A 26,684-nucleotide genomic window follows, 5' to 3' on the forward strand; every position below is an offset into this window, starting at 1 on the left:
GAGGACGCCCGCCCGGTTCCTGGAGATCCTGCTGGTTACTCGATGATCTTGACGACGCGTCCGGCACCCACGGTCCGACCACCCTCACGAATGGCAAACCGCAGACCCTCGTCCATCGCGATGGGCTGGATCAGCTCCACCGTCATCTCGGTGTTGTCACCCGGCATCACCATCTCGGTGCCACCCGGCAGCTCAACCGCACCAGTCACATCCGTGGTACGGAAGTAGAACTGCGGACGATAGTTGTTGAAGAACGGCGTGTGACGCCCACCCTCGTCCTTGGACAGGATGTAGACCTGCGCCTCGAACTTGGTGTGCGGCGTGATCGCCTTCGGCGCCGACAGCACCTGACCACGCTCCACCTCGTCCTTCTTCGTCCCACGCAACAACACCCCGACGTTGTCGCCAGCCTCACCACGGTTCAACAGCTTGCGGAACATCTCCACACCAGTGACCGTCGTCGACGTCGTGTCCTTCAACCCGACGATCTCGATGGTGTCACCAACCGTGACCACACCACCCTCGATACGACCAGTCACCACCGTCCCACGACCCGTGATGGAGAACACGTCCTCGATCGGCATCAGGAACGGCTTGTCCAGGTCACGCTCGGGGTCGGGGAAGAAATCATCCACCGCCTGCATCAGGTCCAGGATGTTCTGCTCCCAGGCCTCATCACCCTCAAGCGCCTTCAACGCCGACACCGGAATCACCGGGCAGTCATCACCATCGAACTCATACGACGACAGCAGCTCACGAACCTCGAGCTCCACCAGCTCCAGCAGCTCCTCGTCATCGACCATGTCGACCTTGTTCAACGCCACCACCAGGTTCGGCACACCCACCTGACGAGCAAGCAGCACGTGCTCACGCGTCTGCGGCATCGGACCATCAGCAGCCGACACCACCAGGATCGCCCCATCCATCTGGGCCGCACCCGTGATCATGTTCTTGACGTAGTCCGCGTGACCCGGCGCATCCACATGCGCGTAGTGACGCTTCTCCGTCTCGTACTCCACGTGAGAAACATTGATCGTGATACCACGCTCACGCTCCTCAGGCGCCTTGTCGATCATGTCGAACGCCGACGCGGTCACGTTCGGGTTGTTCTTGGCCAACACCGTCGTGATCGCCGCCGTCAACGTGGTCTTGCCATGGTCGACGTGACCGATCGTGCCGATGTTCATGTGCGGCTTGGTGCGCTCGAACGTTGCCTTAGCCATGTCTCCAGGCTCCTGTGTGCGGGAGGACGCGGCCCCTGAGCTGGCCGCTCGGATTCGCCCCGCTTGGCGGGGACTCGGATGGATGCCACGACTGGTCGTGGGCACACCCTCCGGCGGGAGCCGCCGGAGGGAGTCGTAGCGGCGGGTGGACTTGAACCACCGACACCTCGATTATGAGCCGAGTGCTCTAACCCCTGAGCTACGCCGCCGTGTCGGCCCCGGGAGGGGCACGATGGTCTGTATGTCGACGCTGGGGAAGCGTCGTTGTCCGAGCCTGTGATGGCTCTGGGTCGTGATGTGAGCCCCCCAACGGAATCGAACCGTTGACCTCTTCCTTACCATGGAAGCGCTCTGCCGACTGAGCTAGGGGGGCGTGGAGGGACGTGGATTCGTTCCTCGCGAGAGGTGGAGAGTATCGGCCCTCGGGCGCCCTCGTGCAACTACGCCACCTGTCCCACCGTCACAGCCGCGCCGAACCGAGGATCGAGTAGTCGCGGGAACGGGGTGCGGCCGACCGAGCGGACCCCCAGGGGAACGACGAACGCCCCCTCGGCGAGGAGGGGGCGTCCGGTCCGTGGTGGGTGCAGGATTTGAACCTGCGTAGGCTAAGCCGACGGAATTACAGTCCGCTCCCTTTGGCCACTCGGGCAACCCACCGGGAGCCGAGAAGGGTAGCACCCTCCCCCTGACCTTCGCACACCCGACCTCCGCACCCCGGCCGTCGCAGACCCGCCGTCCATCGTCCACGCGGTCCGCGCGACCACTACGCTGTGGGGCATGGCAGATTCCAGCTTTGACGTAGTGGCCGAGGTCGACCGACAGGAGGTCGACAACGCGCTGAACCAGACCAGCAAGGAGCTGGCCCAGCGCTTCGACTTCAAGGGGACCGGCGCCAGCATCCGCTGGTCCGGCGAGGACATCCTGATCGAGGCGAACAGCGAGGAGCGCGTCGAGGCCGCCCTCGACGTGCTGAAGACCCGCATGGTGAAGCGCAAGCTCAGCCAGAAGGCCCTCGACGTGGGCGAGGTCAAGCCCGGCTCGAGCGGCATCTACCGGCTGGAGATCTCCTTGGTGAACGGGATCCCCAAGGACAAGGCCAAGGAGATGGTCAAGCTCATCAAGGCGTCCAAGCTGAAGGTGACCCCGTCCATGCAGGACGAGCAGATCCGGGTCAGCGCCAAGTCCCGCGACGCCCTGCAGGAGGTGCAGGCCCTGCTGCGGAACAACGACCAGGACCTTCCCCTTCGGTTCACGAACTACAAGTAGGGTTCACCTTCGATTGGCCCGTTGGGACCAGTCCCGATGGCCATGATCAACAGGCCATGTTCTTCATCACTTGGGAATGAACGGCTGAGTACGCTCGTTCACATACAGACGAGAAGCCGAAACCCCCAACCCTCACCGGGAGGTGAGCTGTGATGACCAACCCCATGTTCGACGCCGCGTTTTCCAACCTCTTGAACAAGTTCCGGACCCACGAGGACCTTCGGGCCTCCAAGGCCGACCTTGCGACGTTGTCACGGTCGTCCCACGAGCTGTTCCAGGCGCGCATGGCCATGCGCAACGCCGCCCGCTGAGTCCGCCTGCCGCAGCCAACGCCGGGCCGTGACGGCTCCGCAACCACAGTAGAACGCAGACGCCCCGCTCCACGAGGAGCGGGGCGTTGTCGTGTTCGGGGGTCAGCCCAGCTGGCCCATCCGGCGGGCGATGTCGCGCAGGTTGGCGACCCGGTCCTCGGTCTTCGGGTGGGTGCGGAACAGCCCACCCATGCTGCCCAAGCCGCCGAAGGGGGCGGAGATGTAGAGCGACTGGAACGCAGAGGAGGCCTCGGCGGGGGTGCCGCCGAGCCGGGCACGGGCCTTGCCACCGGCCTCGAGCTTCTGCAGGGCGCTGGCGAGCGCCATCGGCTTTCCGGTCAGCTCGGCCCCGGAGGTGTCTGCCTGCGTCTCGCGGCTGCGGGTGACGGCGAACTGGATCAGCATCGCCGCGATCGGGGCGAGGAAGATGGTGAGGATGCCACCGCCGAGGCCGCCGCCCTCACGGTCGCGGCCGCCGCCCCCGAAGAACAGCCCGAAGCGGGCCATGAAGGTGATGGCGGTCGCAAGGGTGGCTGCCACCGAACCGATCAGGATGTCGCGGTTGTAGACGTGGGACAGCTCGTGGGCGAGCACGCCCTCCATCTCCTCGCGGTCGAGGATGTCGATCAGGCCCTGGTTGACGCACACCGCGGCATGCGTGGGGTTGCGGCCGGTCGCGAAGGCGTTGGGCTGCGGGGACGGTGAGACGAACAGCCTGGGCAGCGGCTGGCCGGCCCGGGCCGCGAGGTCGCCGACCATCTGGTGGTACCACGGGTAGGACGTGGGGTCGGCCGGTTCGGCGCGCGCCATGCGGATGGCCAGCTTGTCGCTGAACCAGTACGAGCCGACGTTCATCGCCAGCGCGAGGACCAGCGCGATCGTCAGGCCACTCTGACCGCCGAAGTACGACCCGACCGCCAGCATCAGGCCGGACAGGCCGGCCAGCAGGACGAAGGTCTTGACGGACTTGAACACCGTGTGCTCACACTCCTGTGGGGAACCCCTTCCCGCGCCGTGCGGGAGGGTGCCCACAAGCGTATGCAGCCCCGGCGCGGCGCAACCCCCGGGGTGGTAAAGCTCGGGTCAATCCGCGGCCGCGGGTCAACCCCCGTCGGCGTAGTACGGCGGGTAGGCGTAGGTGAACGACACCGGCGCGATCCGCGTGGTCGCGTTCGTCTCGAGGTCGAGGACCTCGATCCCCTCGGGTCCGATGAGGGCCAGGTGGGTGCCGTCGGCCGACACCTCCGGACGTCCGTATCCGGGCAGGACCTGCTCGACGCCCGGGTTGGTGCCCTTCAGGTCGGACACGGCCACGACCGGTTCGCCGAGCGCGTTGTCGAAGTACCCGTACGCCAGCCGATCCCCCGACGGGAACCAGTCGTGGTCGTGGACAGACTCGGGCGTGACCGTGAAGGCGCCACCGTTAGCACCGGGCAGGGTCACGTCCAGTCCGTTGGTGCTGCGGTAGGCGATGTCGCCGTCGGCACTCCACTCGGGGTAGGCGAAGTCGCCCGGTGCGAGGTCCACGAGCTCGAGGGTCACCTCGTCCTCGTACCGGACGATCCCGCCGTCGGACAGGGTCAGCAGTCCGCGATGGTCGTAGGGGTCGGAGGACAGCTGGGCGGATCCGCTCTCGGTCAGGCTGATGGTCCCGCCCTTGGCGCTGTGGACGAGGACCTCGACGAGGGGGTCCCCCTCACCTCGATCGAAGGTGATCTGCTCGAAGGCGATCTCGACGGACTTCGTCACCCGTGGGTTGACGGCGACGTTGCCGATGGTGGTCTGCCCGCCCCCGACGGGTTGTGCCACCGAGTGGAGGATCTCGCGGCGGCCGTCGAGCCACACCTGGGCGATGGACTCGGCCAGGCCGTCACCGTCGGTGTCCTCCGGTGCCACGACCCACGAGGCGGTCGGGTCCCACGACGGCAGGCCGTAGAAGTCACCGGCCCGCAGCAGTCGGGGGTTCGCACCCGAGGTCTCGGCCACGTACAGGCCCGGCGTGGACCCGGCCTCGGGGTCCAGCACGTCGTCCACCACGAAGACGAGGGTCTCGGCACTCCCCGCGACGGGCTCGCCGTCACACGAGCCCGTGGCCATGGCGGCCGCCGCAGCGTCGAGGACCTGGGGGAGCATCAGGAGCTCCGGGCCGATCCCGGTCGCGTGCTGGGCCCGTTCGTCCACGAGGTGGGCGCAGGCCGAGTCGATGAGCACGTCGCCGAAGGTGTAGACCTGCGGCGTCCGGTCGACGGCGGCCGTGGGGGCGGCGGCGAAGGCGTAGGCCCAGCCGAGCTCGGCATAGCCGTTGACCAGCTGCCGGCCGGTCCCGGCGTCGTTGCCCCACAGCTGGGTCTCGATGGCCAGCGCGGTCAGGTCGCGGGCGGTCCCCGCGACGCGGTTGGTGTCGGCATACGCGGCGATCTCGTCCTCGACCCCCGCGCTGATGGCGGCCGTGCCGCCGAGGACGTGGGCCCGGCTGGTCGCCGGAAGGCCGGAGAACCCGGGCTCGGCAAGGAAGGCCTCTGCGGCGGGATGCAGCGAACCGGTGTCGGTCACGAGGATCGGCACATCGGCGAACGCCGCGTAGGCCCCACCGGTGGCGGCGTCGGCCCAGTCGTCGGCCCGGGCGATCAGGACCTCCTCGGATCCGAACCGTCGACGGACCTCGCTGGCGATCGCGGCCGCGGTCTCGTAGCGGCTGTCCCCAGCCAGGCGGAAGACGCAGTAGTTCGCGTCGACGAGCTGCTGCTCGGCCGTCGCGGACACCGCGTTGGTGCCCCCGACGAGGTAGACGTGGAATCCCTCCTCGGCGTCGGCCGTCGTGCAGGTGGAGTCCAACGGCGCGACGACCCGTTGCAGCTCGACCAGCGTCTCCGACCGAAGGTACGCGGTCGCACCGCCCGTGGTGTACAGCAGCGGGCCGCGCGTCCCTGCCAGGGAGGTTGCCGCCAGGTTGTCGGGGAAGCTGTCGTCACGGCCGATGACGGCGTACTCCGCCGCACCGTGGGAGAAGGTTGCCCGCGACACGTCGACGGCGGCCAGGACCACGTCCGTGCTGTCGCCGAGCCGTGCGGTCGTCGGCGGCTGACCCACCACCGGCTGGACGGAGAGGGCCAGCAGCAATGCTGCGGCAAGGACGGTCGCGAGCGTTCGACGGGTAGCCATGGCGCCCGACCCTAGGAGATCGTCGCTCTCGAAACGAGATCGGGTCAGGAAGTCGTAAGGGACGAGTGTCGCCCCGAACGACAAGGGACCCCGTGCGCCGGAGCGGACGGGGTCCCTCGACGAGCTGTGCCTGCTAGCTGCCAGCAGCGACCAGGGTCGACATCTCCGCGAAGCCGGCGAACGCCTGGGGCAGCAGGCCGAGGACGACCGCGGCGACGGCGAGGCCACCGATGGCGACCCACAGCGGGGCACCCGGACGAACGCGCTCGACACCCTCCGGCGGGGCGTCCATCCACATCGTGCGGGCGACCCGCAGGTAGTAGAAGGCGCCGATCACGGAGTTGACGACGATCGCGGCCGCAAGCACCACACCGATGGCGTTGAGCGGTTGCGCAACGGCCAGCAGGATGACGAACTTGGCGTACCAGCCGACCAGCGGCGGGATACCGGTCAGGGCGACCAGGAACAGCGTCAGCGGGACGGCCAGCCCGGGCTGGGTCAGCCCGAGGCCCGCGAAGTCACTGATCTGCTTGCCGGGCCGCGTGCGGGCGACCGCGGTGACCACGGCGAACGCGCCGATGTTCATCACCGAGTACACCAGCAGGTAGACCATGACGGCGGAGAACGCCTGGCTGTTGATGTCGGCCGCACCCGTCTGCACGATGCCGAAGGGCACCAGGATGAACCCACCGGTGGAGACCGAGGAGTAGGCCAGCAGGCGAACGATGTTGGACTGCTGCATCGCGGTCAGGTTGCCCAGCGTCATCGTGACGATGGCGATGATGGCCAGGATCGGTGCCCACACGTCAGCCAGCGGTTCGAAGGCGATGAAGCAGACCTGCAGCAGGCCGGCCATACCGGCGGCCTTGGACAGCACCGACAGGAACGCGGTCACCGGGAGGGGCGCACCCTCGTAGGTGTCGGGGGCCCAGAAGTGGAACGGCACCGCAGAGATCTTGAAGCCGAAGCCGACGATCACGAACAGCAGCGCGGCCAGCACCATGGGGTCACCGGCGAAGGCACCGAGCCGTTCACCGAGCAGCACCAGGTCGGTGGTGCCGGTGAAGCCGTACACGATCGAGGCGCCGAACAGCAGGACGGCAACGCTCAGCACGCCGAAGAGGAAGAACTTCAGGGCACCCTCGTTGGACTTGAGGTCGAACTTCCGCAGGCCCGCCATGACGAAGCCGGGGACCGAGACGATCTCCAGCGCGATGAAGACCATCACCAGGTCACGCGCCGACGGCATCAGCAGCATGCCGACGTAGGAGGCCAGCAGCAGGAAGTAGTACTCGCCCTGGTAGGTGCGGATCTCCTGGAAGTACCGCCAGCTGAGCAGGAGGATCAGCAGGCCACCGGCCAGGAAGAACCCCTTGAACAGCAGCGCGTAGTTGTCGACGACGAACATGTTGCCGAACGACCGGCGGTCGGTGCCGTCGATGGCGAGGCCGATGACGGCGGCCAGCGACCCGAGCACCCCGATGATCGAGATCGGGTTGACGATCCAGACCTTGTTGCGCGGCAGGAACGGTTCGGTCAGCAGCACCACGAACGTGGTTGTGAGCAGGATCAGCTCGGGTGTCAGCGACACCCAGTCGATCAGCTTCGGGTCGAGATCCATGTGCGAGGGGCTCCGGTGGGGAGTTGCAGGTGAGGGGCGTTGACCGAGGTCAGCCGCTGAAGAACGACATGATCTCGTTCACGTCGGGGGTGGTGATGCCCCAGACGAGGAACGGGAGGACGCCCAGCAGCAGCGTCATGGCCAGCAGGGGCAGCCAGGTGCCCCACTCGATGACGGAGATGTCGGCCAGGCCGGCCTCGAGCCACCGCTTGGGGGCTGAGCCCATGTTGATGCGCTGCAGCATGTAGAGGAAGTAACCAGCGGTCAGGACGGTGCCGAAGGCCGCCAGGACCATGAGCACCCGGTAGAGGGTCAGCAGGCCGCCGGCCTCGAGGGCCGCCGCGGGCTGGAAGGCCGACAGGAGCGCACCGAACTCGCCGGGGAACCCCGCGAGGCCCGGCAGGCCGAGCGATGCGATCGACACGAAGGTGAACACCGCGGCCATCTTCGGCATCGTCTGCAGCACCCCACCGCCGATCTCGGCGATGTCACGCGTGTGGTAGCGCTCCTTCATGGAACCGACCACGAAGAACAGCATCCCGGTGATGACGCCGTGGGCGATCATCCCGAAGATCGCGGCGTTGATGCCGACGGGGGTCAGCGTGGCGATGCCGAGCATCACGAAGCCCATGTGGCCCACCGAGGAGAACGCGATGAGGCGCTTCAGGTCGGTCTGTGCCAAGCAGCACAACGCGCCGTAGATGATCGCGATGACGCTGAGCACACCGATGATCGGCGCGAAGTCGATCGCACCCTCGGGGAGGATCGGGATGGCGATGCGGACGAACCCGTAGGTGCCCATCTTCAGCAGGATGCCGGCCAGCAGGACCGAGCCGACCGTGGGCGCCTCGGTGTGGGCGTCGGGCAGCCAGGTGTGGAACGGCCACATCGGAACCTTGATGGCGAAGCCGAGGAAGATGCCGAGGAACGCCAGGCGCTGGAAGGTCTCGCTGAACGCGCCGGACTGGCCGAGCTCGGCGAGCTCGACGATGTCGAAGGTGTTGCCGGTGAACCGCAGGGCCAGGAAGGCGACCAGCATGAAGACCGACCCGAACAGCGTGTAGAGGAAGAACTTGACCGCGGCGTACTCACGACGCGGGCCACCCCAGACGCCGATCATGAAGTACATCGGGACCAGGACCAGCTCCCAGAAGATGAAGAACAGGATCAGGTCGAAGGCGATGAACGTCCCGGCCATGCCCGTCTGCAGCAGCAGCATCAGCGCGAGGAAGGCCTTGGGCTTCCCCGGCGACTCGATGTGGTGGTAGGCGTACACGCTGCACAGGAACGTCAGCAGGTAGCTCAGCACGAACAGCGGCAGGGAGATCCCGTCGATGCCGATGTGGTACCGCGCCCCGACCGCATCGATCCAGGGGATGTTGACCTCGTACTGCAGCCCGGAGGCGCCGAAGTCGTAGCCGGCGAGGATCCCCAGGCTCAGCGCGAAGCCGATGATGGAGACGACCAGCGCAACGGGCTTGGCGGACTCCTCTGACTTGCTGGGGATCAGCGCGATGGCGATCGCGCCGATCAGCGGCGTGAAGAGGGTGAGGGTGATTGCCCAGTCGGACCAGAACATGATTCGAACTCAGTCTTTCTGCGTATTGAGAGGCTGCTGCTGCGGTGGGTTATGCAGCCGCTGCGAACAGCACTGCGAAGACGAAGACGCCGATGAACATCGCGCCGGCATAGAACTGCACGTTGCCTGACTGTGCGAACTTGATCAGGCCACCGGTCCAGTTGGCGCCGGTTCCGGCACCGTTGATCGCGCCGTCGATGACCTTCTGGTCCACGACCCGGTACACGCCACGGCCGAGGCTGCGGGTGCCGATGCCGGCCAGGTACACGACCCGGTCGATCACGTTGTCGTTGATCCAGTAGACGGCCGGGCTGATCCGGTCGCGGACGGTGGTCATGATCAGGCCGGAGTACAGGTCGTCCAGGAAGTACTTGCGCTGCAGGACGGTGGTGACCAACCCGAGGTTGTTGAACGGGTCCTCGGCCGGGGCCTTGTAGGTGCGGTACATGAAGTAGCCAGCGGCGAGGCCGGCGACACCGAGCACCGTCGAGCCGACGGCGAGGCTGAGGAAGAAGTGCGGGGGGTGTCCCTCGAAGTACTCCAGGGACGGCATCGTCCAGGCCGCGAACCCCCACGAGTGGGCGAAGTCGAACGGCAGGTTGATGAAGCCGATGGCCAGCGCCGGCACCGACAGGGCGATCAGCGGCCACTTCATGGACCGCGGCGACTCGTGCGGCGCCGGGTGCGTGTCGTCGATCTTGCCGCGGTAGTCCCCGAAGAAGGTCATCGTGGTGGCGCGGGCCATGTAGAAGGCCGTCACGAACCCACCCAGGCCGCCGAGGATCCAGACGAGGTTGCCCGTGTAGCCCATCGAGTCGAAGGCACCGGCCAGCACCTCGTCCTTGGACCAGAACCCGGCCAGCGGGAAGATCGCGGACAGGGCCAGCGTGCCGATGATCCAGGTCCAGAACGTCGCCGGCATGTACTTGCGCAGCCCACCCATGTTGACCATGTCGTTGGAGTGCACGGCGTGGATGACCGAGCCGGAGGCAAGGAACAGCAGCGCCTTGAAGAACCCGTGGGTGAAGAGGTGGAAGATGCCTGCCGTGTAGCTGAAGGCCAGCGCCGCGACCATGTAGCCGAGCTGCGACACCGTGGAGTAGGCCAGGACACGCTTGATGTCGTCCTGCACCAGGGCGAGGAAGCCCATGGAGAACAGCGTGATGGCGCCGATGACCGCGATGACGGCAAGGGCCGCCGGGGACAGCTGGTACACGGGGTAGATCCGCGCGACGAGGAAGATGCCCGCGGTCACCATCGTGGCCGCGTGGATCAGGGCCGACACGGGCGTCGGGCCGGCCATGGCATCGGGGAGCCAGGTCTGCAGGGGGAACTGCGCGGACTTGCCGATGGCGCCGATGAACAGCGAGATCAGCCCGAAGGTCAGCAACCCCGTCTCGAGGGGTGCACCACCCGCCTGCTCGGCGTGGGTGGCCATGTCGATGATCTCGCCGATGTTGAAGGTGCCGAACTGCGCCCACAGGGAGACCACACCGACCATCAGCCCGACGTCACCGAACTTGGTGGTCAGGAAGGCCTTCTGGGCGGCGTGCTGGTTGGAGCGGCCCTCCCAGTAGAAGCCGATCAGCAGGAACGAACAGACACCGACCAGCTCCCAGCCGACGAGCAGCTGCAGCATGTTGTTGGCGATCACCATGATCAGCATCGACATGGTGAACAGGCTGAGGAGCGTGAAGTAGTAGGTGTACCGGGGCTCGCCCTTCATGTAGCCCGTGGAGTAGATGTGCACCATCAGGCTGACGAAGGTGACCAGCAGGAACATCATCGCGGCCAGGCCGTCGATGCGCTGGCCGGCTTCGAGCTCGAAGTCACCGCCGAGCTGGCCGAGCGACAACGATCCCTCGTTGACGAAGCTCGAGATGCCCTCGGGGATCTCGATCGCCTCCCCACCCGCGGCCGCGAGGTCGAGGCCCTCGAGTCCTGCGGCGGCCACCATGATCCCGTCGAGCGGGGACCCCGATCGCAGGGACGTCTCTTCGGTGTGCGCCTCGTCGGCGGCCTCACCGTCCTCGGCGTGGTCACCCTCCTCGGCGTGATCGGCGTCCTCGGCGTGGGTCTCGTGGTACTCCTCGAGATCGGCCACGGCCTGGACGTTGGCGGAGAACACCTCGACGGCGACCAGGACCGACAGGGCGAAGGCAAGGGCCAGCGCAGTGATGCCGAACTCGGCGCCCTTGCCCTTCATCTTCTTGCCGAAGAGCAGGGTCAGGACCGCCGAGACCGCCGGCAGCACCGGGATCAACCATGCGTAGTCAGAGATCATGAGAACAGGAGTTCCTAGTAGCGCATCAGGTCAGCGTCGTCGATGTTGACGCTGGCGCGGTTGCGGTAGAGCAGGAGGATGATGGCCAGGCCGATGCCGACCTCGGCCGCGCCGACGGCCAGGACCAGCAGCGCGAAGATCTGACCGGTCAGGATCAGGTCGCCGTTGGATGCACCGAAGGCGCCGAAGGTGACCAGGTTGATGGTGACGGCGGAGAGCATCATCTCCACGCTCATCAGCACCAGCACCGCGTTGCGGCGGGCCAGGACGCCGTAGACGCCGAGGCAGAACAACAGGGCCGCGAAGGCCAGGGGGAACACGGCAAGCACTAGGAGTCCGCCTTTCCGCTGATCGCCGCGGGGGACTGGCTGTCACGGACGAACGCGCCGGGCTCGGCCCAGCTGTCGCCCTCACGGGCAGCCGGGACCTCGGAACGGTCGATGTAGTCGCCGTCGACCGGGTCGGGGCCCTCGCCGACCTCCTGCCGGGCGATGATGATCGCACCGACCAGGGAGACGGTCAGCAGGAAGCCGAGCGCCAGCAGCGGGAAGGCCCACTCGACGTAGAGGAAGCTGGCCAGGTCGATCGTGAGCGTCGGCACGAGCTCCAGGCGGGTGTCGCCGAAGCTGCCGATGATGACGACCATCATGAACACGAACAGCGCGGCCGCCACGCCGAAGGCCAACCGAGTGTTCTCGGTGTCCTCCCGGATGGGGCCGATGGGGGCTCGCGTCAGCATGAGGCCGAACAGGATCAGGACGATCACGGCACCGGCGTAGACCAGCACCTGGGTCCAGGCGAGGAACTCCGCGCCGAGCAGCAGGAACACCCCGGCCACGCTCAGCAGTGCGATGACGAGGTACAGCGCGGAGTGGACGACGTTCTTGCTGACCACCACGAGCAGCGCTGCGGCGCCGCCGAGGATGAAGGTCAGCAGCATCCAGTAGTCAGCGAGCTGCAGATCCATCAGGAATCGCCTCCCTCGGAGCCCTGCTGCTCGGCAAGGATCCGCTTCTTCTCGGCACGCACGTACGCGGCCTTGGCCTTGGCCCTGGCGACGCGTTCGGACTTGCCCTCGGCGACCAGCTTGTCGAACACGGCTTGGTCGATCTGCGCCTCGACGTGGATGTCGTCCTCGGGACGCTTCTTCACCTCGGGCTTGGCCTCGGCGGCCGGGCCGGCGTCACCAGCGGCCGGTGCGGCCTTGGCGACGGCGGCTGCGGCGGTGGCGGCCTTCTTGCGTGCCGCATCGAGACCCTGCTGGATCTCCTTGGGCAGCTCGGCCCCGTACTCCAGCTCGGGCGGCGGCGGCACCGTGTCCATCCACTTGCGCAGCTGCTCCTTCTCGTGGGTCAGCTCCTGGATGGTGACCGTGGAGTACTCGAACTCCGGCGACCAGAACAGGGCGTCGAAGGGGCAGACCTCCACGCAGATGCCGCAGTACATGCACAGCGCGAAGTCGATCGCGAAGCGGTCGAGGATGTTGCGTGTCCGGGCGCGTCCGCCGTCCTTGGGCGGCACCGTCTCCTTGTGGGAGTCGATGTAGATGCACCAGTCGGGGCACTCGCGGCTGCACAGCATGCAGACGGTGCAGTTCTCCTCCATCAGCGCGATCACACCGCGGGTACGCGGCGGGAGGTCGGGCTTGGTGTGGGGGTACTGCACGGTCGTCGGCTTGGTGAACATGGTCTTCAGCGTGATGCCGAGACCCTTCAGCAGGCCGATCTGTGGGGCGCCGCGCTTGGGCTTGGTGGGGGTACTCATCAGCTATGCGACCACCTTGAAGATCGCCACGACGACGATCTGCAGGATTGCGAGGGGGATCATGACGGTCCACGCGAACTTCTGGAGCTGGTCCTCGCGGAGACGTGGGAAGGTGGACCGCAGCCACGTCATCACACCGACCAGCAGGAGGATCTTGCCGAGCGTCACCACCGTGCCGAGCAGGTTGGCGAGCAGCGCGTTGTCGGGCATCGGGATGCCCGGCCAGATGTACCAACCACCCAGGTACATCACGACGATGAAGGCGCTGAAGACGACCATGCCGGCGAACTCGGTCAGCAGGAAGAAGGCGAAGCGCAGGCCGGAGTACTCCGTCATGTGCCCCGCGATCACCTCCGAGTCGGCGATCGGCATGTCGAAGGGCGGCCGGTTCAGCTCGGCGAGGACGGCGCAGGAGAACACGAACAGGCCGATGACCTGTGGCACGGCGTAGGGCACGGGGATGCCGAAGGCGGTGTAGTTCGCCTGGGCCTCGACGATGCCGACCATGGACATGGTGCCGGCCTGCATCACGATGGCGGCCGCGGCCAGGAACAGCGGGATCTCGTAGGCGATCAGCTGGGCTGCTTCACGCAGGCCACCGATCAGGGAGTACTTCGACGCCGAGCCCCAGGCGGCCATCATCACGCCGACCACCGACACCGACGACACCGCGAGGGCGAAGAAGATGCCGATGTCGAGCGCCTCGGCGAAGCCGCCGGGCGACAACGGGATGACGACGATCATCAGGAGGGTGGGGATCAGCACCACACCGGGGGCGAGGTTGAACACCCACTTGTCGGCCGTGGCCGGGCGGATGTCCTCCTTCTGGATGAACTTGATGCCGTCGGCGACGAGCTGCAGGGCACCGAACGGACCGGCTTCCATCGGCCCGAGCCGGTTCTGCATGAACGCCATGACCTTGTGTTCCTGGTACCCGGCCACCAAGGGGATGGTCAGGAAGAACACGACACAACCGGCCAGCTTCAGCAGAAGCGCAAGCCAGAAGTTGTCGAGTGCGAGGACTGATTCCATGAGTACGTGTGTTTCCTGATCCGACTAGCGGGCGGTGGCGTTGGCGATCGCGCTAGCGATCGACGTCACCGACGACGAAGAACACCGAGCCGAGGATGGCGATCATGTCGGCCATGAGCTGGCCCTCGAGCAGGTACGGGATGGCCTGGACGTTGGAGAACGACGGCGTGCGCATCTTCATGCGCCACGGGGTCTTCTGCCCGTCGCTGACCAGGTAGTAGCCGCCCTGGCCGAGGGGGTTCTCGGTGCGGACGTGGATGGCGCCCTCGGGCGCCTTCACGATCTTGGGCAGCTTCACGTTGACCGGGCCCGCGGGGATGTTGTCGTGGACCTGCTCGATGATGTTGACGCTGGCCTTCATCCGCTCGATGAGGCAGTAGAAGCGGTCGTAGCTGTCGCCGTTGGTGCCGGTCGGCACGTGCACGTCGACCTTGTCGTAGGCGGCGTAGGGCTGCGAGACGCGGACGTCCTCGTTGATGCCGGTGGCGTGCAGGGCACAGCCGCTGACGCCGTAGTCCAGCGCCACGTCCTGCGGCAGGATGCCGACGTTCTTGGTGCGGGCGATGAAGATCTCGTTGCCCATCAGCAGGTCTTCGTACTGCTGGATGGCGCCCTTCATGCGCTGGGCCATGCCGGCGCTGGCCTGCAGGAACCCGCGTGGCAGGTCCTCCTTCAGGCCGCCGACACGGGTGTAGGTGTAGTGCAGGCGCCCACCGGTGGCGGCCTCGAGGATGTTCTGGATGTCCTCGCGCTCACGGACCGTGTAGAACATCGGCGTCAGCGCACCGAGCTCCAGGGCGTAGGAGCCCAGCAGGAGCAGGTGGTTGAGGATCCGGTTCCACTCCGCCATCAGCACGCGGATCCACTGGGCCCGCTCGGGGACCTCGAGCTCCATCATGGTCTCCACCGCGATGGCGACGCCGAGCTCGTTGCAGAACGCGCTCAGCCAGTCGTGGCGGTTGACCAGGGCGATGATCTGGCGGTAGTCACGCGCCTCGGCGAGCTTCTCGAAGCCGCGGTGCATGTAGCCGATGACCGGCTGGGCCTTCTTGATCTGCTCGCCGTCGAGGTCGATGACCAGGCGGAGCACACCGTGGGTGGCCGGGTGGGCGGGGCCCACGTTGAGGTTCATCGACGTGGTGTCGAGCTCCGCACCGCGGAACTCCACCAGCATGCCCTCCTGCGGGCCGCCGGGGATGACCGGGGCGTTGGGGCGGGCCAGGGTCTCACTCATCGGTGCTGCCCTTCTCATCGGGGTTCTCGTCGTCGGTGGAGCCGGCGTCGCCGACCCCGTCCTCGGCAGCGGTGTGGCCGGTGTCGACGGGGGTGCCGCCACGGGAGACGTCTGCTTCGTCGGGTCGAGTCGGCTCGGCGAACGTGCCGGTCCCGGCCTCGCCGACGCCGGCGGCCTCGCGTGAAGCAGCGTCATCGGGGTGCGCCTCGTCGGTGACCGACGCGGTGCGCGCGGTGGAGTCCTCGAGGTCGTGGGTGCCCTCGGCCTCCACGCCCGGCGTGCCGCCGGACTCCGCCGGACCACCCTTGGCGAGCTGGGCCTCGACGTCGGGGTCGATGTCGGGTTCTCCGGAGTCCTTCTTGTCCCCCGGGGCCGGCATGCCGCTGCCCACGGTGGAGCCGGCCGCGGCGTCCTTGGCGACCGCCGTGTCGGCGATCTCGGCCGCACCCTCGGGCGTGGTCGGGTCCGGGGTCCCCGGCGAGGTCTCCCTGCCGGCAGCAGCCTGGGCGGCTTCGCGCGCGGAGCCCGGCTCGGCGTCGTCGACGCCACCGTCGGCCGCAGGGGCCGGTCCGGCCTGCGCCGCAGCCCTTTCTGTGTCCTCTGGCTGCGGCGCCGAGCCGGCCGCCTCCGAGCCAGTGGGATTCTCGGCGGCCTGCGCCGCAGCCTTTTCCTCTGCCTTCCGCTTCCGAGCCTCCGCAGCCTTCGCCTTGGCGCGTTCGGCCTTGGCCTTGGCGGCCGCGGCGCGGTCGCCGGGGTCGGCACCGGGGGCGGGCGCGGCGGCCTTGGGCTTGGCGTCGCCCTCGTCGTCGCCACCGGGCTCCTTGGCGCCCGGCCACGGCTTGACCTCACGGGAGGCCAGCAGGAACTCCTTGCGCAGGGGCCAGCCCTCGAAGTTCTCCACCGTCAGGATCCGCGGCAGCAGGCCGGGGTGGCCCTCGAACACGATGCCGAACATGTCGTAGGCCTCGCGCTCGTGCCAGTCGGCACCGCGCCACACGTCGGTGAGGGTGGCCACGCGCGGCTCGTCACGGCCGCCCGGGACCATGGTCTTCAGCAGCACGCCGTCGCGGGTGATGTGGTTGTAGACGCGCACCACGACGCTGAAGCCGTCCTCGCGCTCGTCGACCCCACCGAGGAAGTCGAAGAAGGTCATGCCCAGGGTCTGCTTGCAGAACCGGGCGACCTGCGGGTAGGCCTCGGGGTCGACGGTGAGGGTCAGCTGGTCGTGGGCGACGTCGGCCGCGAGCACGCGTTCGCCGAGCTCGTCGCGGAAACGATCCGCCAGTGCGTTGGGAGTCATGTGGTCAGCGGGCCTACATCGGGTCCGACAGCGGGTGGCGGGTGGGGTCGCCACCGCCGACGACGATCGGCTGGCGGGCGTCGCGCTCGGCGTAGCGGTCCTTCAGGGACTCGTTGCCGATCAGCTCCTGCAGGTGGACGATGCCCTCCAGCAGGGCCTCCGGGCGCGGCGGGCAGCCGGGGACGTACACGTCGACGGGGATGATCTGGTCGACGCCCTTCGTCACCGAGTAGCTGTCCCAGTACGGGCCACCGCAGTTGGAGCAGGACCCGAAGCTGATGACGTACTTCGGCTCGGGCATCTGGTCGTAGAGCCGCTTGACGGCCGGGGCCATCTTGTCGGTCAACGTCCCCGCGACGATCATCACGTCGGCCTGCCGGGGGGCGTGGGCGAACGGGATGACCCCGAAGCGGATGAAGTCGTGGCGGGCGGTGGATGCGGCGATGAACTCGATCGCACAGCACGCCAGCCCGAAGTTGTAGACCCAGAGCGAGTACTTGCGTCCCCAGTTGAGGACGAAGCGCAGCGGCTTCGGGACTTCTACCTGGTCGCTCAGACCCACTTCAGCACACCCTTCTTGTATTCGTACGGCAGCGTGACGGTCACGAAGAACAGGAAGACCAGCATCACACCGAGCACGAAGCCCTGGTCCGGACCAGCCGTCTCGAGGTAGTTCGCCCAGGGGAACACGAACAGCGTCTCCACGTCGAAGATGACGAACATGAAGGCGAACATGTAGTACCGGATGTTGGTCTGGGACCAGCCGAACCCGACGGGGTCGATGCCTGACTCGAAGGCCACGCGCTTCTCGCCGTATCGGCCGTACTCGCGCTTGGGGCTGACGAGCCGGCCGAGCGTGAAGGCAACAGCGACGAGCGCGATGCCGGCAACCAGCAGCGCGATCACCGTGCCGTAGGCCTCGTAGTACTCGGTCATGATTCTCCTGTGGAGGGGGACGTCACGCGCGGCTCGATGGGTGTCGCCGGGTGCAGAGGGCACCGACGCGTGCACCCCATGAGGGGCCGCGGGGGCATGAGTCTACGAAATGGGTAGAGGGGCTGCCGAATCCTCGCCCCGGGCTGGCGGCAACGGGGCACCCTCGGTGACAGGCAAAGGGGTGTCGCGCACCGCCTGCAGCCGTCCGGGGCGCCCCGTTCCTGCGGGGATCACATGTCGTCGCGCCGGATCGCGTACCCGAAGTCTCTCGTGCGGCGACCCCTCCCACGCAGCCACGTCACGGCGTCCTGGGCGGGAACGGAGGGGTCCTCGGCCATCCTCCGGGCCAACCAGCCGGCGATCAGCGGCGCCGCGAAGGAGGTGCCGGACCACAACGCGAGGGGGTCGGTGCCGAAGGTCTCCGGCTGCGGGTCGAAGCGCGGGTTCTCCTCCCCCGGCACATGGGTGCTGACGAGTCCCTCGCCGATCGTGGAGAAGTCCACCCAGCTGCCACGGGTCGACCAGGTGGAGGGAGTGACCCCGTCGTGGGCCAGCGCCGCGACGCCGAGCGCACGCTTGGACGCCCCCGGCCACTTGGGTTCGGTGTTGCCGACGTTGCCCGCGGCCGCGACGACGAGGATGTCGGGGGACAACGCGTCGAGGGCCTGCTCGATGGCGATGGGCGGGTTCCCGTCGACGGTGGTGGTGCCGAAGGAGAGGTTCAGCACCCCCCGGGGGCGGGCCCAGCCGTTGGCCGCCGACACCGCCGCGATCCAGCCGGCCGCCCGTTCGATGGCTTCGACGACGTCGACCTCACTGCCGCCCCCGACCGCCGTGAGGGCGCGGAAGGACCCGAGGTGCACGTCGGGGTAGGCCTGGCGCACCATGCCCAGCGCGAAGGCGCCGTGGCCGGCAGCGGGGTCGAGCATCGGCGGCGCGGTGACGGTGACGTCGGCCATGGTGATGCGGTCGACCGCCGAGGTGCCGTGCTCGACGTGGGCGAGCCACCCACCGGGACCGGCGTGCACGCCCTCCGGAACGCCGGTGTCGACCACGGCGACGGGGGTGGCGGACTCGTCATCGCCCTTGGCCGGGTCGTGGGGCTGCATCCGGGAGGTGGGGTGTTCCGGGCTGGCCCCGGCCTTGGCGGTCCATCCGCGCAGGGCCACGAAGTGGTTGGCCGATCCACGGATCCCCTTGTCGGCCATGACCTCGAGGGCCTTCGCCAGGTCCGCGGGGTCGCCGCTGAACGTGACGATCGCATCGCTGCGGCTGCGCTCTCGGTAGCCGACGGCCGCGAGGGCGTCGACGGCCTCCTGGTGGTCGGTGGGATCGCTCGTGTGGACGACCACCTGGCCTGCCACCACCGGAACCGGGACGACGGAGCGTCCGGGCGCGTCCATGAGCTGCAGCCGGGGGATCTCCAGGCCGTTCACCGCCCGGCCCGCCCACTCGTTGTGCGCGGCCACGCTGTCGCGCATCACCCGGGCATGCCACTCGTCGTCGGCGAGCCGTTCGAGCGCCTCGGCCTGCCTGGCCACCTGCGCCTTCTCCTCCGGCGTGCGGTCATCGGTCTTGTCACTGGCCACGTCAGTCACCCCTCAGGTGTCGTATGTGTGTGCGATGGCGGTCGCCATCGCGGGACGATAGACGTCCACGGGACACTCCGGAGCGACGACGGGCGCTGGTGATACGTGCTGGTCTAGCGTGCGGGGCGCGATGGCCGTTTCCACCCCCCTCCCAGACCGTGCCGACGCCGTTGCCGAGCTGGTCCTGGCCGACCCCCATGCAGGACTGGCCCTTGCCGAGGAGGTTGCCGCGGAGGCACGGGCCGCAGGCGCCGACGAACCGCTGGCCGTGGTGCTGCGCGCCGCCGCGTGGGCCGCTCGGGAGGTCTTCAGCCACGACCGCGCCGAGGCCCTGCTCGACGAGTGCATCACCGTCTGCGAGCACGCAGGACTGGCCGAGCGGCTCGTCGAGGCGTTGGTGACCCGGTCGGCGATCCACCTGGAGCGGGGTCGGACGGACCTGGCCAGGGCCGACGTCGCGCTGGCCGGCCAGTCCGCGAGCCCCGCCCAGCAGGCCGAGGTGGCGTTCGCCGATGCGCTGGTCCTGCAGACCGCCGGCGACACCCTGGCTGCCGTCGCCGGCTACGAACGCGCACGGGACCTGCTGACCGGAGGAGACGCCAACCTGGCCGGCAAGATCGGCAACAACCTGGGCGAGCTGCTGACGATGCTGGGGCAGCACGAACGGGCCGAGGAGGTCCTGGCCGACGCGGCGAGGACGGCGGCCCCGTTCCGTGGCGGCCTGTACCTGGCCATCACCGCCAACCGGGCCGAGCTGGCCCTGCGTCGCGGGGCCCCGGCGCTGGCGATGACCCGCTACGCCGAGGTCGAGCAGCTGTGCATCGAGCTGGACGTGCCGTTGGCCGAGCTGTACCGCGAGAAGGCCGACGCGTTGTCGTCGATGTACCTGCTGGACGAGGCTGCCGATGCCGCCGCGATGGCTGTGGCCGAGGTCCGCCGGGCCGGCGGAGTGCCCATCCTCCTCGTGGACACGCTCCTTCCCCTCGCCCGGGCAGCGCTGGCCCGTGGACGCCTGGAGGAGGCCGCCGATGCCGCGTCGGAGGCCGCGGCGCTGGCGGCGGGACAACAACGGGCGGGACGCGAGGCCGAGGCCACGTTGCTCTCGCTGCGGGCACGGGCCGGCCGCGCCCCCTCCCCCGACCTGCTCGAGGAGATCGAGGTGACCGAGGCCCGGCTGCGCACCCTGGGACATCGGCTGGCCGCCGTGGACGCCGCGTTGCTGCTGGGCGATGTCGCCTTCGCGGTCGGGGCCCCAGGGGTGGCCGCCGAGGCCTGGCGACGTGCGGCCGATGACGGGGCCGGCACCGATGACGGCTCGGCCATGATGCGGGTGCAGCGGCATCGGGCCCTGGCGGGCGCGGCGCGGGTCGACGGGGACGTGGCCGCGTGCCTCGGACACTGTCGTGCGGGGCTGGCGGAGCTGGAGGGGTACCGGGCGACCGTGGGGTCAGCGGAGCTGCGGTCGCGGGCCGCGGCCCACGGGACGGTGCTGGCGTCCACGGGGCTGGCCGCCGCCGTCCACGCGGGTGACGTGACGCTGGTGTGGGAGTGGATGGAGCGCAGCCGATCGGTACCGGTCGCCGGGCCGACGGGCGCCGACGCGCAGGTGGCCACGTGGCTGGCGGAGATCCGCGCCCTGGAGGCGGCGCTGTCGGACCCCGAGCTGGCCGAGGACGGCCGGGCGGCGGCACGGGTCCACGAGCTCGGGGCCCTCGAACGGCGTGTACGCGAACGGCTGTGGGCCAGCGACGAAGGGCCGACCCCCGGCGGGGCGACCGCCGACGGTGACGCCGGAGGGTGGTTGGACCGCCTGCACGAGCGGCTCGGGGCCGACGGCGCGCTCGTGCAGGTCCAGCGACACGGCGAGGCGTTGCTGGCGGTCGTGGCGTTCGGCGGCGACCTCGCCCTCGTCGAGCTGGGCCCGGCTGACGCCATCACCCAGGCAGCGGTCCAGCTCGGCGAGGCCATGCGCCGCGTGACGGCATCGCGGTCGACCCGGATGGTCGACAGCGCCCGCCGTGGTGCCGAGCGGCTGGTGGAGGACCTGGCCGGGCGGGTCTGGACGCCGCTGGCACCGTTGCTGGACAGGGCCAGCGACGTGGTCGTGGTGCCGCCCGCGGACCTGCTGGCCGTGCCGTGGTCGGTGCTCGGCGGCCTGGCCGAGGTCCCGGTCACCCTCGACGTGTCGGCACGGTCGTGGATGGCGTCGGTTGACCGGCAGGCCGCGTCGGACCGGGTCGTCCTGGCCGCCGGACCGCGGCTGGAGGCCGCCGAGCACGAGACGGCCCTGCTGGCCGAGGTGTTCCCCGACGCCACGCTGCTGGTCGGTGAGGCGGCGACGGGGCAGGCCGTCCTGGCCGCCGCCGAGGGTGCCGGGCTGGTGCACCTTGCCTGCCACGGTCGGCTGCGGACCGACTCCCCGTGGTTCTCCTCCATCGAGCTGGCCGACGGCCCGGTCACCGTGCACGAGGTGACCGCGCTGTCACGGCCGGCCCACCGGTGGGTGCTGGCCGCCTGCGAGCTGGGCCACCCGGGCGACCTCGTCGGACCGGAGCTGGAGGGGATGGTCGGGGCGTTGCTGGCCAGCGGCGCCGGTGCGGTCGTGGCGTCGACCGCGAACCTGCCCGATGACGTGTCCGGCCCGGTCATGGCCGCCCTGCACACCGAGCTCGCGGCCGGCGCCACCATGGCCCGCGCCCTGTGGTCGGCCCGCCGCACCCTCGACCCCTCCTCCCCCCACGGGTGGGCAGCCGGGCTGATGCTGGTGTGCTACGGCGGCGGTTGAGGACCCGAGTCGGCGACGAAGGAGCCTCACGAGGCCCGGAAACCGCCGCGGGGGTCGAAGGGGGCGGAGCCCCCTGGGCAAACACGGCGGCGGTTGAGGTCTTGGTGCTCGTCTGGGATGGAATCGCCTCCACCGTGGGATGGAATAGCCCCAGCTGGGCGTGCTGAACCGCGTTTCGGCGGGGTCCAGCTGATGGAATCGCCTCCGACACGAAGGGTGGGGCGCCGTCTCGGAGGCGATTCCATCCGTCGGGGTGGCGGAACTCGACCCAGCCGACGGCGGATCGGTCCCCGCCCCGTGGCCCTCGACGCGTCGGAGCGGGGCCGTCCCCGACGGATGTTGACCCACTCCGGGCCCGAACTACACCGGAGTGGGTCAAGAACCGCCAGGGGGAGGGGTGCCGGGGGTCAGGCGCGGCGGGCGGCCAGGAACGGGATGGCCAGGACGGCGCCGAAGACCAGGCGGGAGGCGAGGAGGAGGGGCGCGTCACGCAGCTCGAGGACCGGGGACAACGCGGGCGAGAGGGCGTAGAGGTCCACCGCGAACACGCCAGCCGCGAACACGAGGGCCCCGACCAGCACGGCCCGGGGACCACGCAAGCGGGGGGCGACGAGGGCGAAGAGCACGCCGAGGACCATGCCGATAGCGGTGTTGACCGCGATCCCGAGCAACGGGTTGCCGCCGGCCAGACCGCCCCCGCCCTCGACGAGCACTGTCAGCAGGCGGAGGGGACGGACGGCCTGGTCGCCGCCCTGGGCCGACGCCCACATCTGCAGCAGCGTGGCCGCACCGATCGCGACCGGTCCCCACAGCACCCCCGCCAACAACCGTCGAGGTGCACCGACCGGTTCCGGGGCGTGCGGGGCCTGCGATGCGTGCGGCGCCGAGGACGAGGGGGCGGCCGTCGGTCGGGCGGAGGGCCGAACGGGCGTGGGCTGCGCGGCGGGTGGGGGTGCGACGGGCACGGGCTGCTGGCTGACCCCGGTCCCCGGCGCGGGCGGGGGCATGCGAGCCGGCGCAGGGGGCGGCGGGTCGAGCCTGATGGTGCGGGTGGAGGTGTCGGTGGCCATGGGATGTCCTCGTCGAGTCGTCACTAGTCCTTCGGAGCCGACCCGTCATCGTCTTGCCACCCGATCGAGAAATCGTCCCCAGCGGCGCGCGTCGGTACAACTACGGCCATGACCGACACCCTCACCGCATCCGCATCCGCCGTCGTCGACGCCCCGGCCGACGAGGTCTTCGCCTACATCTGCCGACCGACCGCCCACCCCGCCATCAGCGGCGACGGGTCGGTGCGGGGCATCGTCACCGGGCCCGAGCAGCTGTCGGGCAAGGGCGACCGGTTCGGCACGAGGATGAAGATGTACGGCCTGCCGTACCGGATCACCAACACGGTCGTGGAGTTCGAGCCCGGCAAGCGGATCGCGTGGTCGCACCCCGGCAAGCACCGCTGGCGTTGGGAGGTGGAGGCCCTGCCGGACGGCCGTTCGACGGTGACGGAGACCTTCGACATGTCGCCCTCGCCCCTCAAGCCGGCCCTGCGGCTGCTGGGGTACCCGGGCGCTCACCAGTCCAACGTCGAGCGAAGCGTCGCCAACGTCGCCAGGCACTTCGCCGACTGACCCGTCCGCGACCATCACGGGCCGGCCATCCCTCCACCGCGTTACTGTTGGGCCGATGAGGTAATGGCGGGCCGACAACCGAGCGGCCGACCCCGAGCAGGACTCCCCCGAACGATGGTCTCCCGAGACGCCGACCGTGTCGTCGTCGTGTTGGCAGCAGCGATCCTGTCGCTGCTGCTCGCCGGTGTGCTCGTGCTCCAGCAGTCGACGCCCGCGCCCGCCCTCAGCCTGATCACCCTCAACCGCGACCTGCCCGAGGAGGCCGAGACAGCCCTGGCGGAGGTACCACCGTCGCTGCCGCTCGTGGACGCCGAGGACGTGCCGGCACCCACTCCGACCGCCGTGCCGGCGCCGACCGCCCAGCCGACGCCGGTCGTGACCGCTGCCCCCACGCCGCAACCGCCTGCAGCGACCGGACCGAGCTTCCCCTCCCCCATCCGCGGCGTATGGGTCCACGTGCTCGACGGCACCCTGCTGACCCGCGGTTCCATCGAGGCGATGCTCGACGACGTGGTCAACGCCGGCGGCAACACCGTGGTGGTGGAGGTGGCGCGCCGCTACGACTCCTACTACGCCTCGGACTTCCTCGACCGCGGACAGGACGCCGGCTTCGAGCCCGGCCTCGATGTCCTGCAGGCCGTCATCGACGGGGCTGCCCCCCGGGGCCTGAGCGTGCACGCCTGGTTCACCGCGATGCCGGCATGGCAGCCCGAGACCGCCAACACGCCCGAGCCGCACAACTGGACCTACACCCAGCACGGCGCCCCGGCCCCGGACGACCAGAAGTGGCTGACGCGCAGCGCCACCGGCGAATGGGGCGAGTACCTCGACCCCGGCCATCCCGACGTGCAGAACCTCGTCATCGCGACCGCGGCCGAGCTGGCCACCTACGACGTCGACGCCGTGCACGTGGACTACCTGCGCTACCCGGGGGCGGAGTGGGGCTACAACCCCGTCGCGCTCGGTCGCTTCCAGGCCGACACCGGCCGCACGGACATCCCGGCCCCCTCCGACCAGCAGTTCTCCGACTGGCGCCGACAGCAGACCACCGACATCGCCATCCGCATGCGCGAGGCCGTCCAGCAGGTGGACCCCACGGTCGGGGTCTCGGCGGCGCTGATCGCCTGGGGCGACGGCCCGGTCAACGGCCGCGTGTTCGAGCAGACCCCGGCGTGGAGCCAGGTCTTCCAGCCGTGGCCGCAGTGGATGGCCGCGGGGATCATCGACGTGGCGATGCCGATGGTGTACTTCCGCGAGTCACGCCACGCCAGCTTCCACCGCAACTGGATGTCCTACATCGCCGGGCTGCGGCAGGCGACCGGCGTGATGACCGCGCCGGGCCAGGGGTCGTGGCTGAACGACGTCGACCAGTCGCTGCTGCAGCTGAGCGAGGCCGCCCCGTTCATGGACGGCGAGGTGCTGTTCAGCTACCAGCAGACCGCCGCGGGCGAGGACCCGAAGGCGCTGCTGCCGGCGCTGGCGGGCTCCCTCTGGGGCCAGTGACCCGTCCAGGTCAGACGGGCGGCTCGCTGTAGAGCTCCCGGACCGTCTCGACGTCCTCTCCCGACAGGTCGACGATCGTGGCGGTGACGACCTGCTCGACCGAGGCGTTGGACAGGCGCGCGGAGTTGGCGACGGCCTGTGACACCAACCGCTGGGCATCCGCGAGGTCGAAGCGCCAGCGGTTGTCCTCGAGGTGGAACCGCCACCGCAACGACGTCGGCTCGAGGGTGCGGTTGGACAGCACCTCGGCGACGGCGAGGTCCTCGTTGACGCGGCTGATGTCGCCCAGCTCGCCGAGCGACCGATCCTGCCCGGCAAGCCCCGCATCGACCAGGGCGGCGTAGGGGTCCTCGGCCTCCAGCAGCTGCGGCCGCAGGCGGTAGGTCAGGACCAGCAGCTGTTCGGCCGCCGGCAGCTGGCGGACCGTCTCCTCGTCGGCGCTGCGTGCCAGCTCGACGACACGGGCCTGGTCATCGAGGGACTCTGTGGTCACGTGGGCCATCGCCGCGTCGGCGTCCCCACGGGTCACCGCCGCCCGGTAGGTGATGAACGACGCCGTCACCTCGGCGTTCAGCTGGGGGTCGGTCGGCAGCTCCGCCGGCGTGGCGTCGGTCAGCTCCTGGCCGTTCCCTGCGCACCCCGCGAGCACGAGCAGCACGAGCAGCAGGAGGCTCGCGGGCGTCGGTCGTCCGCTGCGGGACAGGCACGGCGTCATGACTGGGAACTGTAGCGCCGCGGTCTGACACTCGAGAGACACACGGTGCCGCCTCAGGGTGCCACGGGCAGGAGCTCGCCGGGCAGCAGGCCGAAGACGTGCATGTCGGCCCGGGGCGCCGCCGTGCTGCCGGCAGGACCGTCGATGGCGGCGAGCCGAAGCGTGCCCTCCTGGACGAAGCCGATGCGGCGGGCCACCTCGACCGAGCCCGGGTTGTTCACCGCGGCCTGCAGGTGGATCCTCCCGAGCCCCAGCCCGAATCCGAAGCGGCAGAGCTCGCTGCCCACCCGTGTGGCGATCCCCCTCCCCCGGGCGTTGGCGTGCAGCCAGTACCCCAGCTCGGCGACGCCGTCACGCCAGTCGATCTCCAGACCGCAGGCCCCGTACAGCTGCTCGCCCGGGGGATCGGTCACGAGCAGCCTGATCGCGTCGCCGCGCTCGAGCCCCTCCCTGGCGCTGCGGACGTACTGCTCGGCATCGTGCACGTCGTAGGGCGACGGCACCCTTGTGAACCGCTGGACCTCCACCGACTGCAGCGCCTCGGTGAGGGCCGGGACGTCCCGGGGTTCGGGGGGACGCAGGCGGTACTCGCCGAGCACCCATGGGTGAGGCAGGACGATCTCGGGTGGCGGCGGGTACGGCACGTCGGCCACCCTACGACTTCCCGACCCGATCGTGCCGGTACCCACGTATGGGTGGGTTGGGCCCCGATCGCGCCGGAGACCACCGCCGGAGACCACCGCCGGAGACCACCCGCG

Annotated in this window: 22 protein-coding genes, 3 tRNA genes and 1 pseudogene; 5 read left to right on the forward strand and 21 right to left on the reverse strand. The window is 69.3% G+C overall.

Features of this window, described 5'->3' with window-relative positions:
• Positions 1–35: 35 nt before the first annotated feature.
• The 4 genes from tuf to DVS28_RS22220 all read right to left on the reverse strand — a co-directional run bounded on the left by tuf (position 36) and on the right by DVS28_RS22220 (position 1,880).
• A complete protein-coding gene (gene tuf, locus DVS28_RS22205; RefSeq protein WP_114593377.1) occupies positions 36–1,223 on the reverse strand; it encodes an elongation factor Tu in 1,188 nt (395 codons plus the stop codon).
• Positions 1,224–1,359: 136 nt separating this feature from the next.
• Positions 1,360–1,432: transfer RNA gene (locus tag DVS28_RS22210), tRNA-Met, on the reverse strand.
• Between the two features lie 91 nt (positions 1,433–1,523).
• A tRNA-Thr gene (locus DVS28_RS22215) sits at positions 1,524–1,596 on the reverse strand.
• Between the two features lie 202 nt (positions 1,597–1,798).
• Positions 1,799–1,880, reverse strand: a tRNA-Tyr gene (locus DVS28_RS22220).
• Positions 1,881–2,000: 120 nt separating this feature from the next.
• Between DVS28_RS22220 and DVS28_RS22225 the strand changes: the two genes are divergently transcribed.
• Both DVS28_RS22225 and DVS28_RS28680 read left to right on the forward strand, forming a co-directional pair.
• On the forward strand, positions 2,001–2,489 hold the full coding sequence (locus DVS28_RS22225) for a YajQ family cyclic di-GMP-binding protein (protein WP_114593409.1): 489 nt from the start codon (positions 2,001–2,003) through the stop codon (positions 2,487–2,489).
• A gap of 152 nt (positions 2,490–2,641) precedes the next feature.
• Entirely contained in the window at positions 2,642–2,800 is a 159-nt protein-coding gene (locus DVS28_RS28680; RefSeq protein WP_164710900.1) for a hypothetical protein, read from the forward strand.
• A gap of 102 nt (positions 2,801–2,902) precedes the next feature.
• Here DVS28_RS28680 and DVS28_RS22230 read toward each other — a convergent pair whose 3' ends face one another.
• The 14 genes and pseudogenes from DVS28_RS22230 to DVS28_RS22295 form a co-directional block, all read right to left on the reverse strand.
• Positions 2,903–3,724, reverse strand: coding sequence for a M48 family metalloprotease (locus DVS28_RS22230; RefSeq protein WP_114594343.1), 822 nt, complete (start codon positions 3,722–3,724; stop codon positions 2,903–2,905).
• Positions 3,725–3,901: 177 nt separating this feature from the next.
• Positions 3,902–5,962, reverse strand: a complete 2,061-nt coding sequence (locus DVS28_RS22235; RefSeq protein WP_114593410.1) for a cell wall-binding repeat-containing protein — start codon at positions 5,960–5,962, stop codon at positions 3,902–3,904.
• A 133-nt stretch (positions 5,963–6,095) separates the two neighbouring features.
• Positions 6,096–7,583: an NADH-quinone oxidoreductase subunit N gene (locus tag DVS28_RS22240; protein ID WP_114593411.1), complete on the reverse strand. Its 1,488-nt coding sequence runs from the start codon at positions 7,581–7,583 to the stop codon at positions 6,096–6,098.
• Positions 7,584–7,632: 49 nt separating this feature from the next.
• Positions 7,633–9,162, reverse strand: a complete 1,530-nt coding sequence (locus tag DVS28_RS22245) for a complex I subunit 4 family protein (RefSeq protein WP_114593412.1) — start codon at positions 9,160–9,162, stop codon at positions 7,633–7,635.
• 49 nt (positions 9,163–9,211) lie between these two features.
• Entirely contained in the window at positions 9,212–11,446 is a 2,235-nt protein-coding gene (nuoL, locus tag DVS28_RS22250; protein ID WP_114593413.1) for an NADH-quinone oxidoreductase subunit L, read from the reverse strand.
• Between the two features lie 14 nt (positions 11,447–11,460).
• The gene (gene nuoK, locus DVS28_RS22255) at positions 11,461–11,775 is read right to left on the reverse strand and encodes an NADH-quinone oxidoreductase subunit NuoK (RefSeq protein WP_114593414.1); all 315 of its coding nucleotides are present in this window, start codon (positions 11,773–11,775) and stop codon (positions 11,461–11,463) included.
• Positions 11,775–12,413 carry an NADH-quinone oxidoreductase subunit J family protein gene (locus DVS28_RS22260; RefSeq protein ID WP_114593415.1) on the reverse strand — a complete coding sequence of 213 codons (639 nt, stop codon included), beginning with the start codon at positions 12,411–12,413 and terminating at the stop codon, positions 11,775–11,777. The genes nuoK and DVS28_RS22260 overlap by 1 nt, the downstream gene beginning before the upstream one ends.
• 188 nt (positions 12,414–12,601) lie before the next feature.
• Positions 12,602–13,210: pseudogene (locus DVS28_RS22265) on the reverse strand (NuoI/complex I 23 kDa subunit family protein); the annotation flags it as partial.
• A gap of 3 nt (positions 13,211–13,213) precedes the next feature.
• Positions 13,214–14,242, reverse strand: coding sequence for a complex I subunit 1/NuoH family protein (locus tag DVS28_RS22270; RefSeq protein ID WP_114593417.1), 1,029 nt, complete (start codon positions 14,240–14,242; stop codon positions 13,214–13,216).
• Positions 14,243–14,294: 52 nt separating this feature from the next.
• Positions 14,295–15,476, reverse strand: a complete 1,182-nt coding sequence (locus DVS28_RS22275; protein ID WP_216826222.1) for an NADH-quinone oxidoreductase subunit D — start codon at positions 15,474–15,476, stop codon at positions 14,295–14,297.
• On the reverse strand, positions 15,469–16,776 hold the full coding sequence (locus tag DVS28_RS22280; RefSeq protein WP_114593418.1) for an NADH-quinone oxidoreductase subunit C: 1,308 nt from the start codon (positions 16,774–16,776) through the stop codon (positions 15,469–15,471). The genes DVS28_RS22275 and DVS28_RS22280 overlap by 8 nt, the downstream gene beginning before the upstream one ends.
• A 13-nt stretch (positions 16,777–16,789) precedes the next feature.
• Positions 16,790–17,359: an NADH-quinone oxidoreductase subunit B gene (locus tag DVS28_RS22285; RefSeq protein WP_114593419.1), complete on the reverse strand. Its 570-nt coding sequence runs from the start codon at positions 17,357–17,359 to the stop codon at positions 16,790–16,792.
• The gene (locus DVS28_RS22290) at positions 17,329–17,712 is read right to left on the reverse strand and encodes an NADH-quinone oxidoreductase subunit A (protein ID WP_114593420.1); all 384 of its coding nucleotides are present in this window, start codon (positions 17,710–17,712) and stop codon (positions 17,329–17,331) included. Before DVS28_RS22290 ends, DVS28_RS22285 begins: the two co-directional genes overlap by 31 nt.
• A gap of 230 nt (positions 17,713–17,942) precedes the next feature.
• Positions 17,943–19,301: a S8/S53 family peptidase gene (locus DVS28_RS22295; RefSeq protein WP_114593421.1), complete on the reverse strand. Its 1,359-nt coding sequence runs from the start codon at positions 19,299–19,301 to the stop codon at positions 17,943–17,945.
• A gap of 130 nt (positions 19,302–19,431) precedes the next feature.
• Between DVS28_RS22295 and DVS28_RS22300 the strand changes: the two genes are divergently transcribed.
• Positions 19,432–22,086 carry a CHAT domain-containing protein gene (locus DVS28_RS22300; RefSeq protein WP_164710901.1) on the forward strand — a complete coding sequence of 885 codons (2,655 nt, stop codon included), beginning with the start codon at positions 19,432–19,434 and terminating at the stop codon, positions 22,084–22,086.
• Positions 22,087–22,493: 407 nt separating this feature from the next.
• Here the strand turns inward: DVS28_RS22300 and DVS28_RS22305 are convergent, their stop codons facing one another.
• Complete coding sequence (locus DVS28_RS22305; protein ID WP_114593423.1) at positions 22,494–23,156, reverse strand: hypothetical protein; 663 nt, start codon at positions 23,154–23,156, stop codon at positions 22,494–22,496.
• Between the two features lie 108 nt (positions 23,157–23,264).
• On the opposite strand from DVS28_RS22305, the gene DVS28_RS22310 reads away from it, so the two are divergent.
• Both DVS28_RS22310 and DVS28_RS22315 read left to right on the forward strand, forming a co-directional pair.
• Positions 23,265–23,708, forward strand: a complete 444-nt coding sequence (locus tag DVS28_RS22310) for an SRPBCC family protein (protein ID WP_114593424.1) — start codon at positions 23,265–23,267, stop codon at positions 23,706–23,708.
• Between the two features lie 114 nt (positions 23,709–23,822).
• Positions 23,823–25,211 (forward strand): glycoside hydrolase family 10-like protein, encoded by a 1,389-nt coding sequence (locus DVS28_RS22315; RefSeq protein ID WP_164710902.1) that lies wholly within the window; start codon positions 23,823–23,825, stop codon positions 25,209–25,211.
• A 10-nt stretch (positions 25,212–25,221) separates the two neighbouring features.
• On the opposite strand, the gene DVS28_RS22320 is transcribed toward DVS28_RS22315, so the two are convergent.
• Both DVS28_RS22320 and DVS28_RS22325 read right to left on the reverse strand, forming a co-directional pair.
• The gene (locus DVS28_RS22320) at positions 25,222–25,926 is read right to left on the reverse strand and encodes a hypothetical protein (protein ID WP_114593426.1); all 705 of its coding nucleotides are present in this window, start codon (positions 25,924–25,926) and stop codon (positions 25,222–25,224) included.
• 53 nt (positions 25,927–25,979) lie between these two features.
• Positions 25,980–26,570 carry a GNAT family N-acetyltransferase gene (locus DVS28_RS22325; RefSeq protein WP_216826223.1) on the reverse strand — a complete coding sequence of 197 codons (591 nt, stop codon included), beginning with the start codon at positions 26,568–26,570 and terminating at the stop codon, positions 25,980–25,982.
• Between the last annotated feature and the right edge of the window lie 114 nt (positions 26,571–26,684).

The organism is Euzebya pacifica (assembly GCF_003344865.1).
In the GTDB taxonomy this organism is placed as follows: Bacteria; Actinomycetota; Nitriliruptoria; order Euzebyales; family Euzebyaceae; genus Euzebya; species Euzebya pacifica.

What these genes read in the sequence shown, in the direction of transcription:
- tuf (WP_114593377.1), bottom strand. Translation starts at nt 1,223, where the DNA reads ATGGCTAAGGCAACGTTCGAGCGCACCAAGCCGCACATGAACATCGGC.
- DVS28_RS22225 (WP_114593409.1), top strand. Translation starts at nt 2,001, where the DNA reads ATGGCAGATTCCAGCTTTGACGTAGTGGCCGAGGTCGACCGACAGGAG.
- DVS28_RS28680 (WP_164710900.1), top strand. Translation starts at nt 2,642, where the DNA reads ATGACCAACCCCATGTTCGACGCCGCGTTTTCCAACCTCTTGAACAAG.
- DVS28_RS22230 (WP_114594343.1), bottom strand. Translation starts at nt 3,724, where the DNA reads ATGCTGGCGGTCGGGTCGTACTTCGGCGGTCAGAGTGGCCTGACGATC.
- DVS28_RS22235 (WP_114593410.1), bottom strand. Translation starts at nt 5,962, where the DNA reads ATGGCTACCCGTCGAACGCTCGCGACCGTCCTTGCCGCAGCATTGCTG.
- DVS28_RS22240 (WP_114593411.1), bottom strand. Translation starts at nt 7,583, where the DNA reads ATGGATCTCGACCCGAAGCTGATCGACTGGGTGTCGCTGACACCCGAG.
- DVS28_RS22245 (WP_114593412.1), bottom strand. Translation starts at nt 9,162, where the DNA reads ATGTTCTGGTCCGACTGGGCAATCACCCTCACCCTCTTCACGCCGCTG.
- nuoL (WP_114593413.1), bottom strand. Translation starts at nt 11,446, where the DNA reads ATGATCTCTGACTACGCATGGTTGATCCCGGTGCTGCCGGCGGTCTCG.
- DVS28_RS22260 (WP_114593415.1), bottom strand. Translation starts at nt 12,413, where the DNA reads ATGGATCTGCAGCTCGCTGACTACTGGATGCTGCTGACCTTCATCCTC.
- DVS28_RS22270 (WP_114593417.1), bottom strand. Translation starts at nt 14,242, where the DNA reads ATGGAATCAGTCCTCGCACTCGACAACTTCTGGCTTGCGCTTCTGCTG.
- DVS28_RS22275 (WP_216826222.1), bottom strand. Translation starts at nt 15,476, where the DNA reads ATGAGTGAGACCCTGGCCCGCCCCAACGCCCCGGTCATCCCCGGCGGC.
- DVS28_RS22280 (WP_114593418.1), bottom strand. Translation starts at nt 16,776, where the DNA reads ATGACTCCCAACGCACTGGCGGATCGTTTCCGCGACGAGCTCGGCGAA.
- DVS28_RS22290 (WP_114593420.1), bottom strand. Translation starts at nt 17,712, where the DNA reads ATGACCGAGTACTACGAGGCCTACGGCACGGTGATCGCGCTGCTGGTT.
- DVS28_RS22300 (WP_164710901.1), top strand. Translation starts at nt 19,432, where the DNA reads ATGGCCGTTTCCACCCCCCTCCCAGACCGTGCCGACGCCGTTGCCGAG.
- DVS28_RS22305 (WP_114593423.1), bottom strand. Translation starts at nt 23,156, where the DNA reads ATGGCCACCGACACCTCCACCCGCACCATCAGGCTCGACCCGCCGCCC.
- DVS28_RS22310 (WP_114593424.1), top strand. Translation starts at nt 23,265, where the DNA reads ATGACCGACACCCTCACCGCATCCGCATCCGCCGTCGTCGACGCCCCG.
- DVS28_RS22315 (WP_164710902.1), top strand. Translation starts at nt 23,823, where the DNA reads ATGGTCTCCCGAGACGCCGACCGTGTCGTCGTCGTGTTGGCAGCAGCG.
- DVS28_RS22320 (WP_114593426.1), bottom strand. Translation starts at nt 25,926, where the DNA reads ATGACGCCGTGCCTGTCCCGCAGCGGACGACCGACGCCCGCGAGCCTC.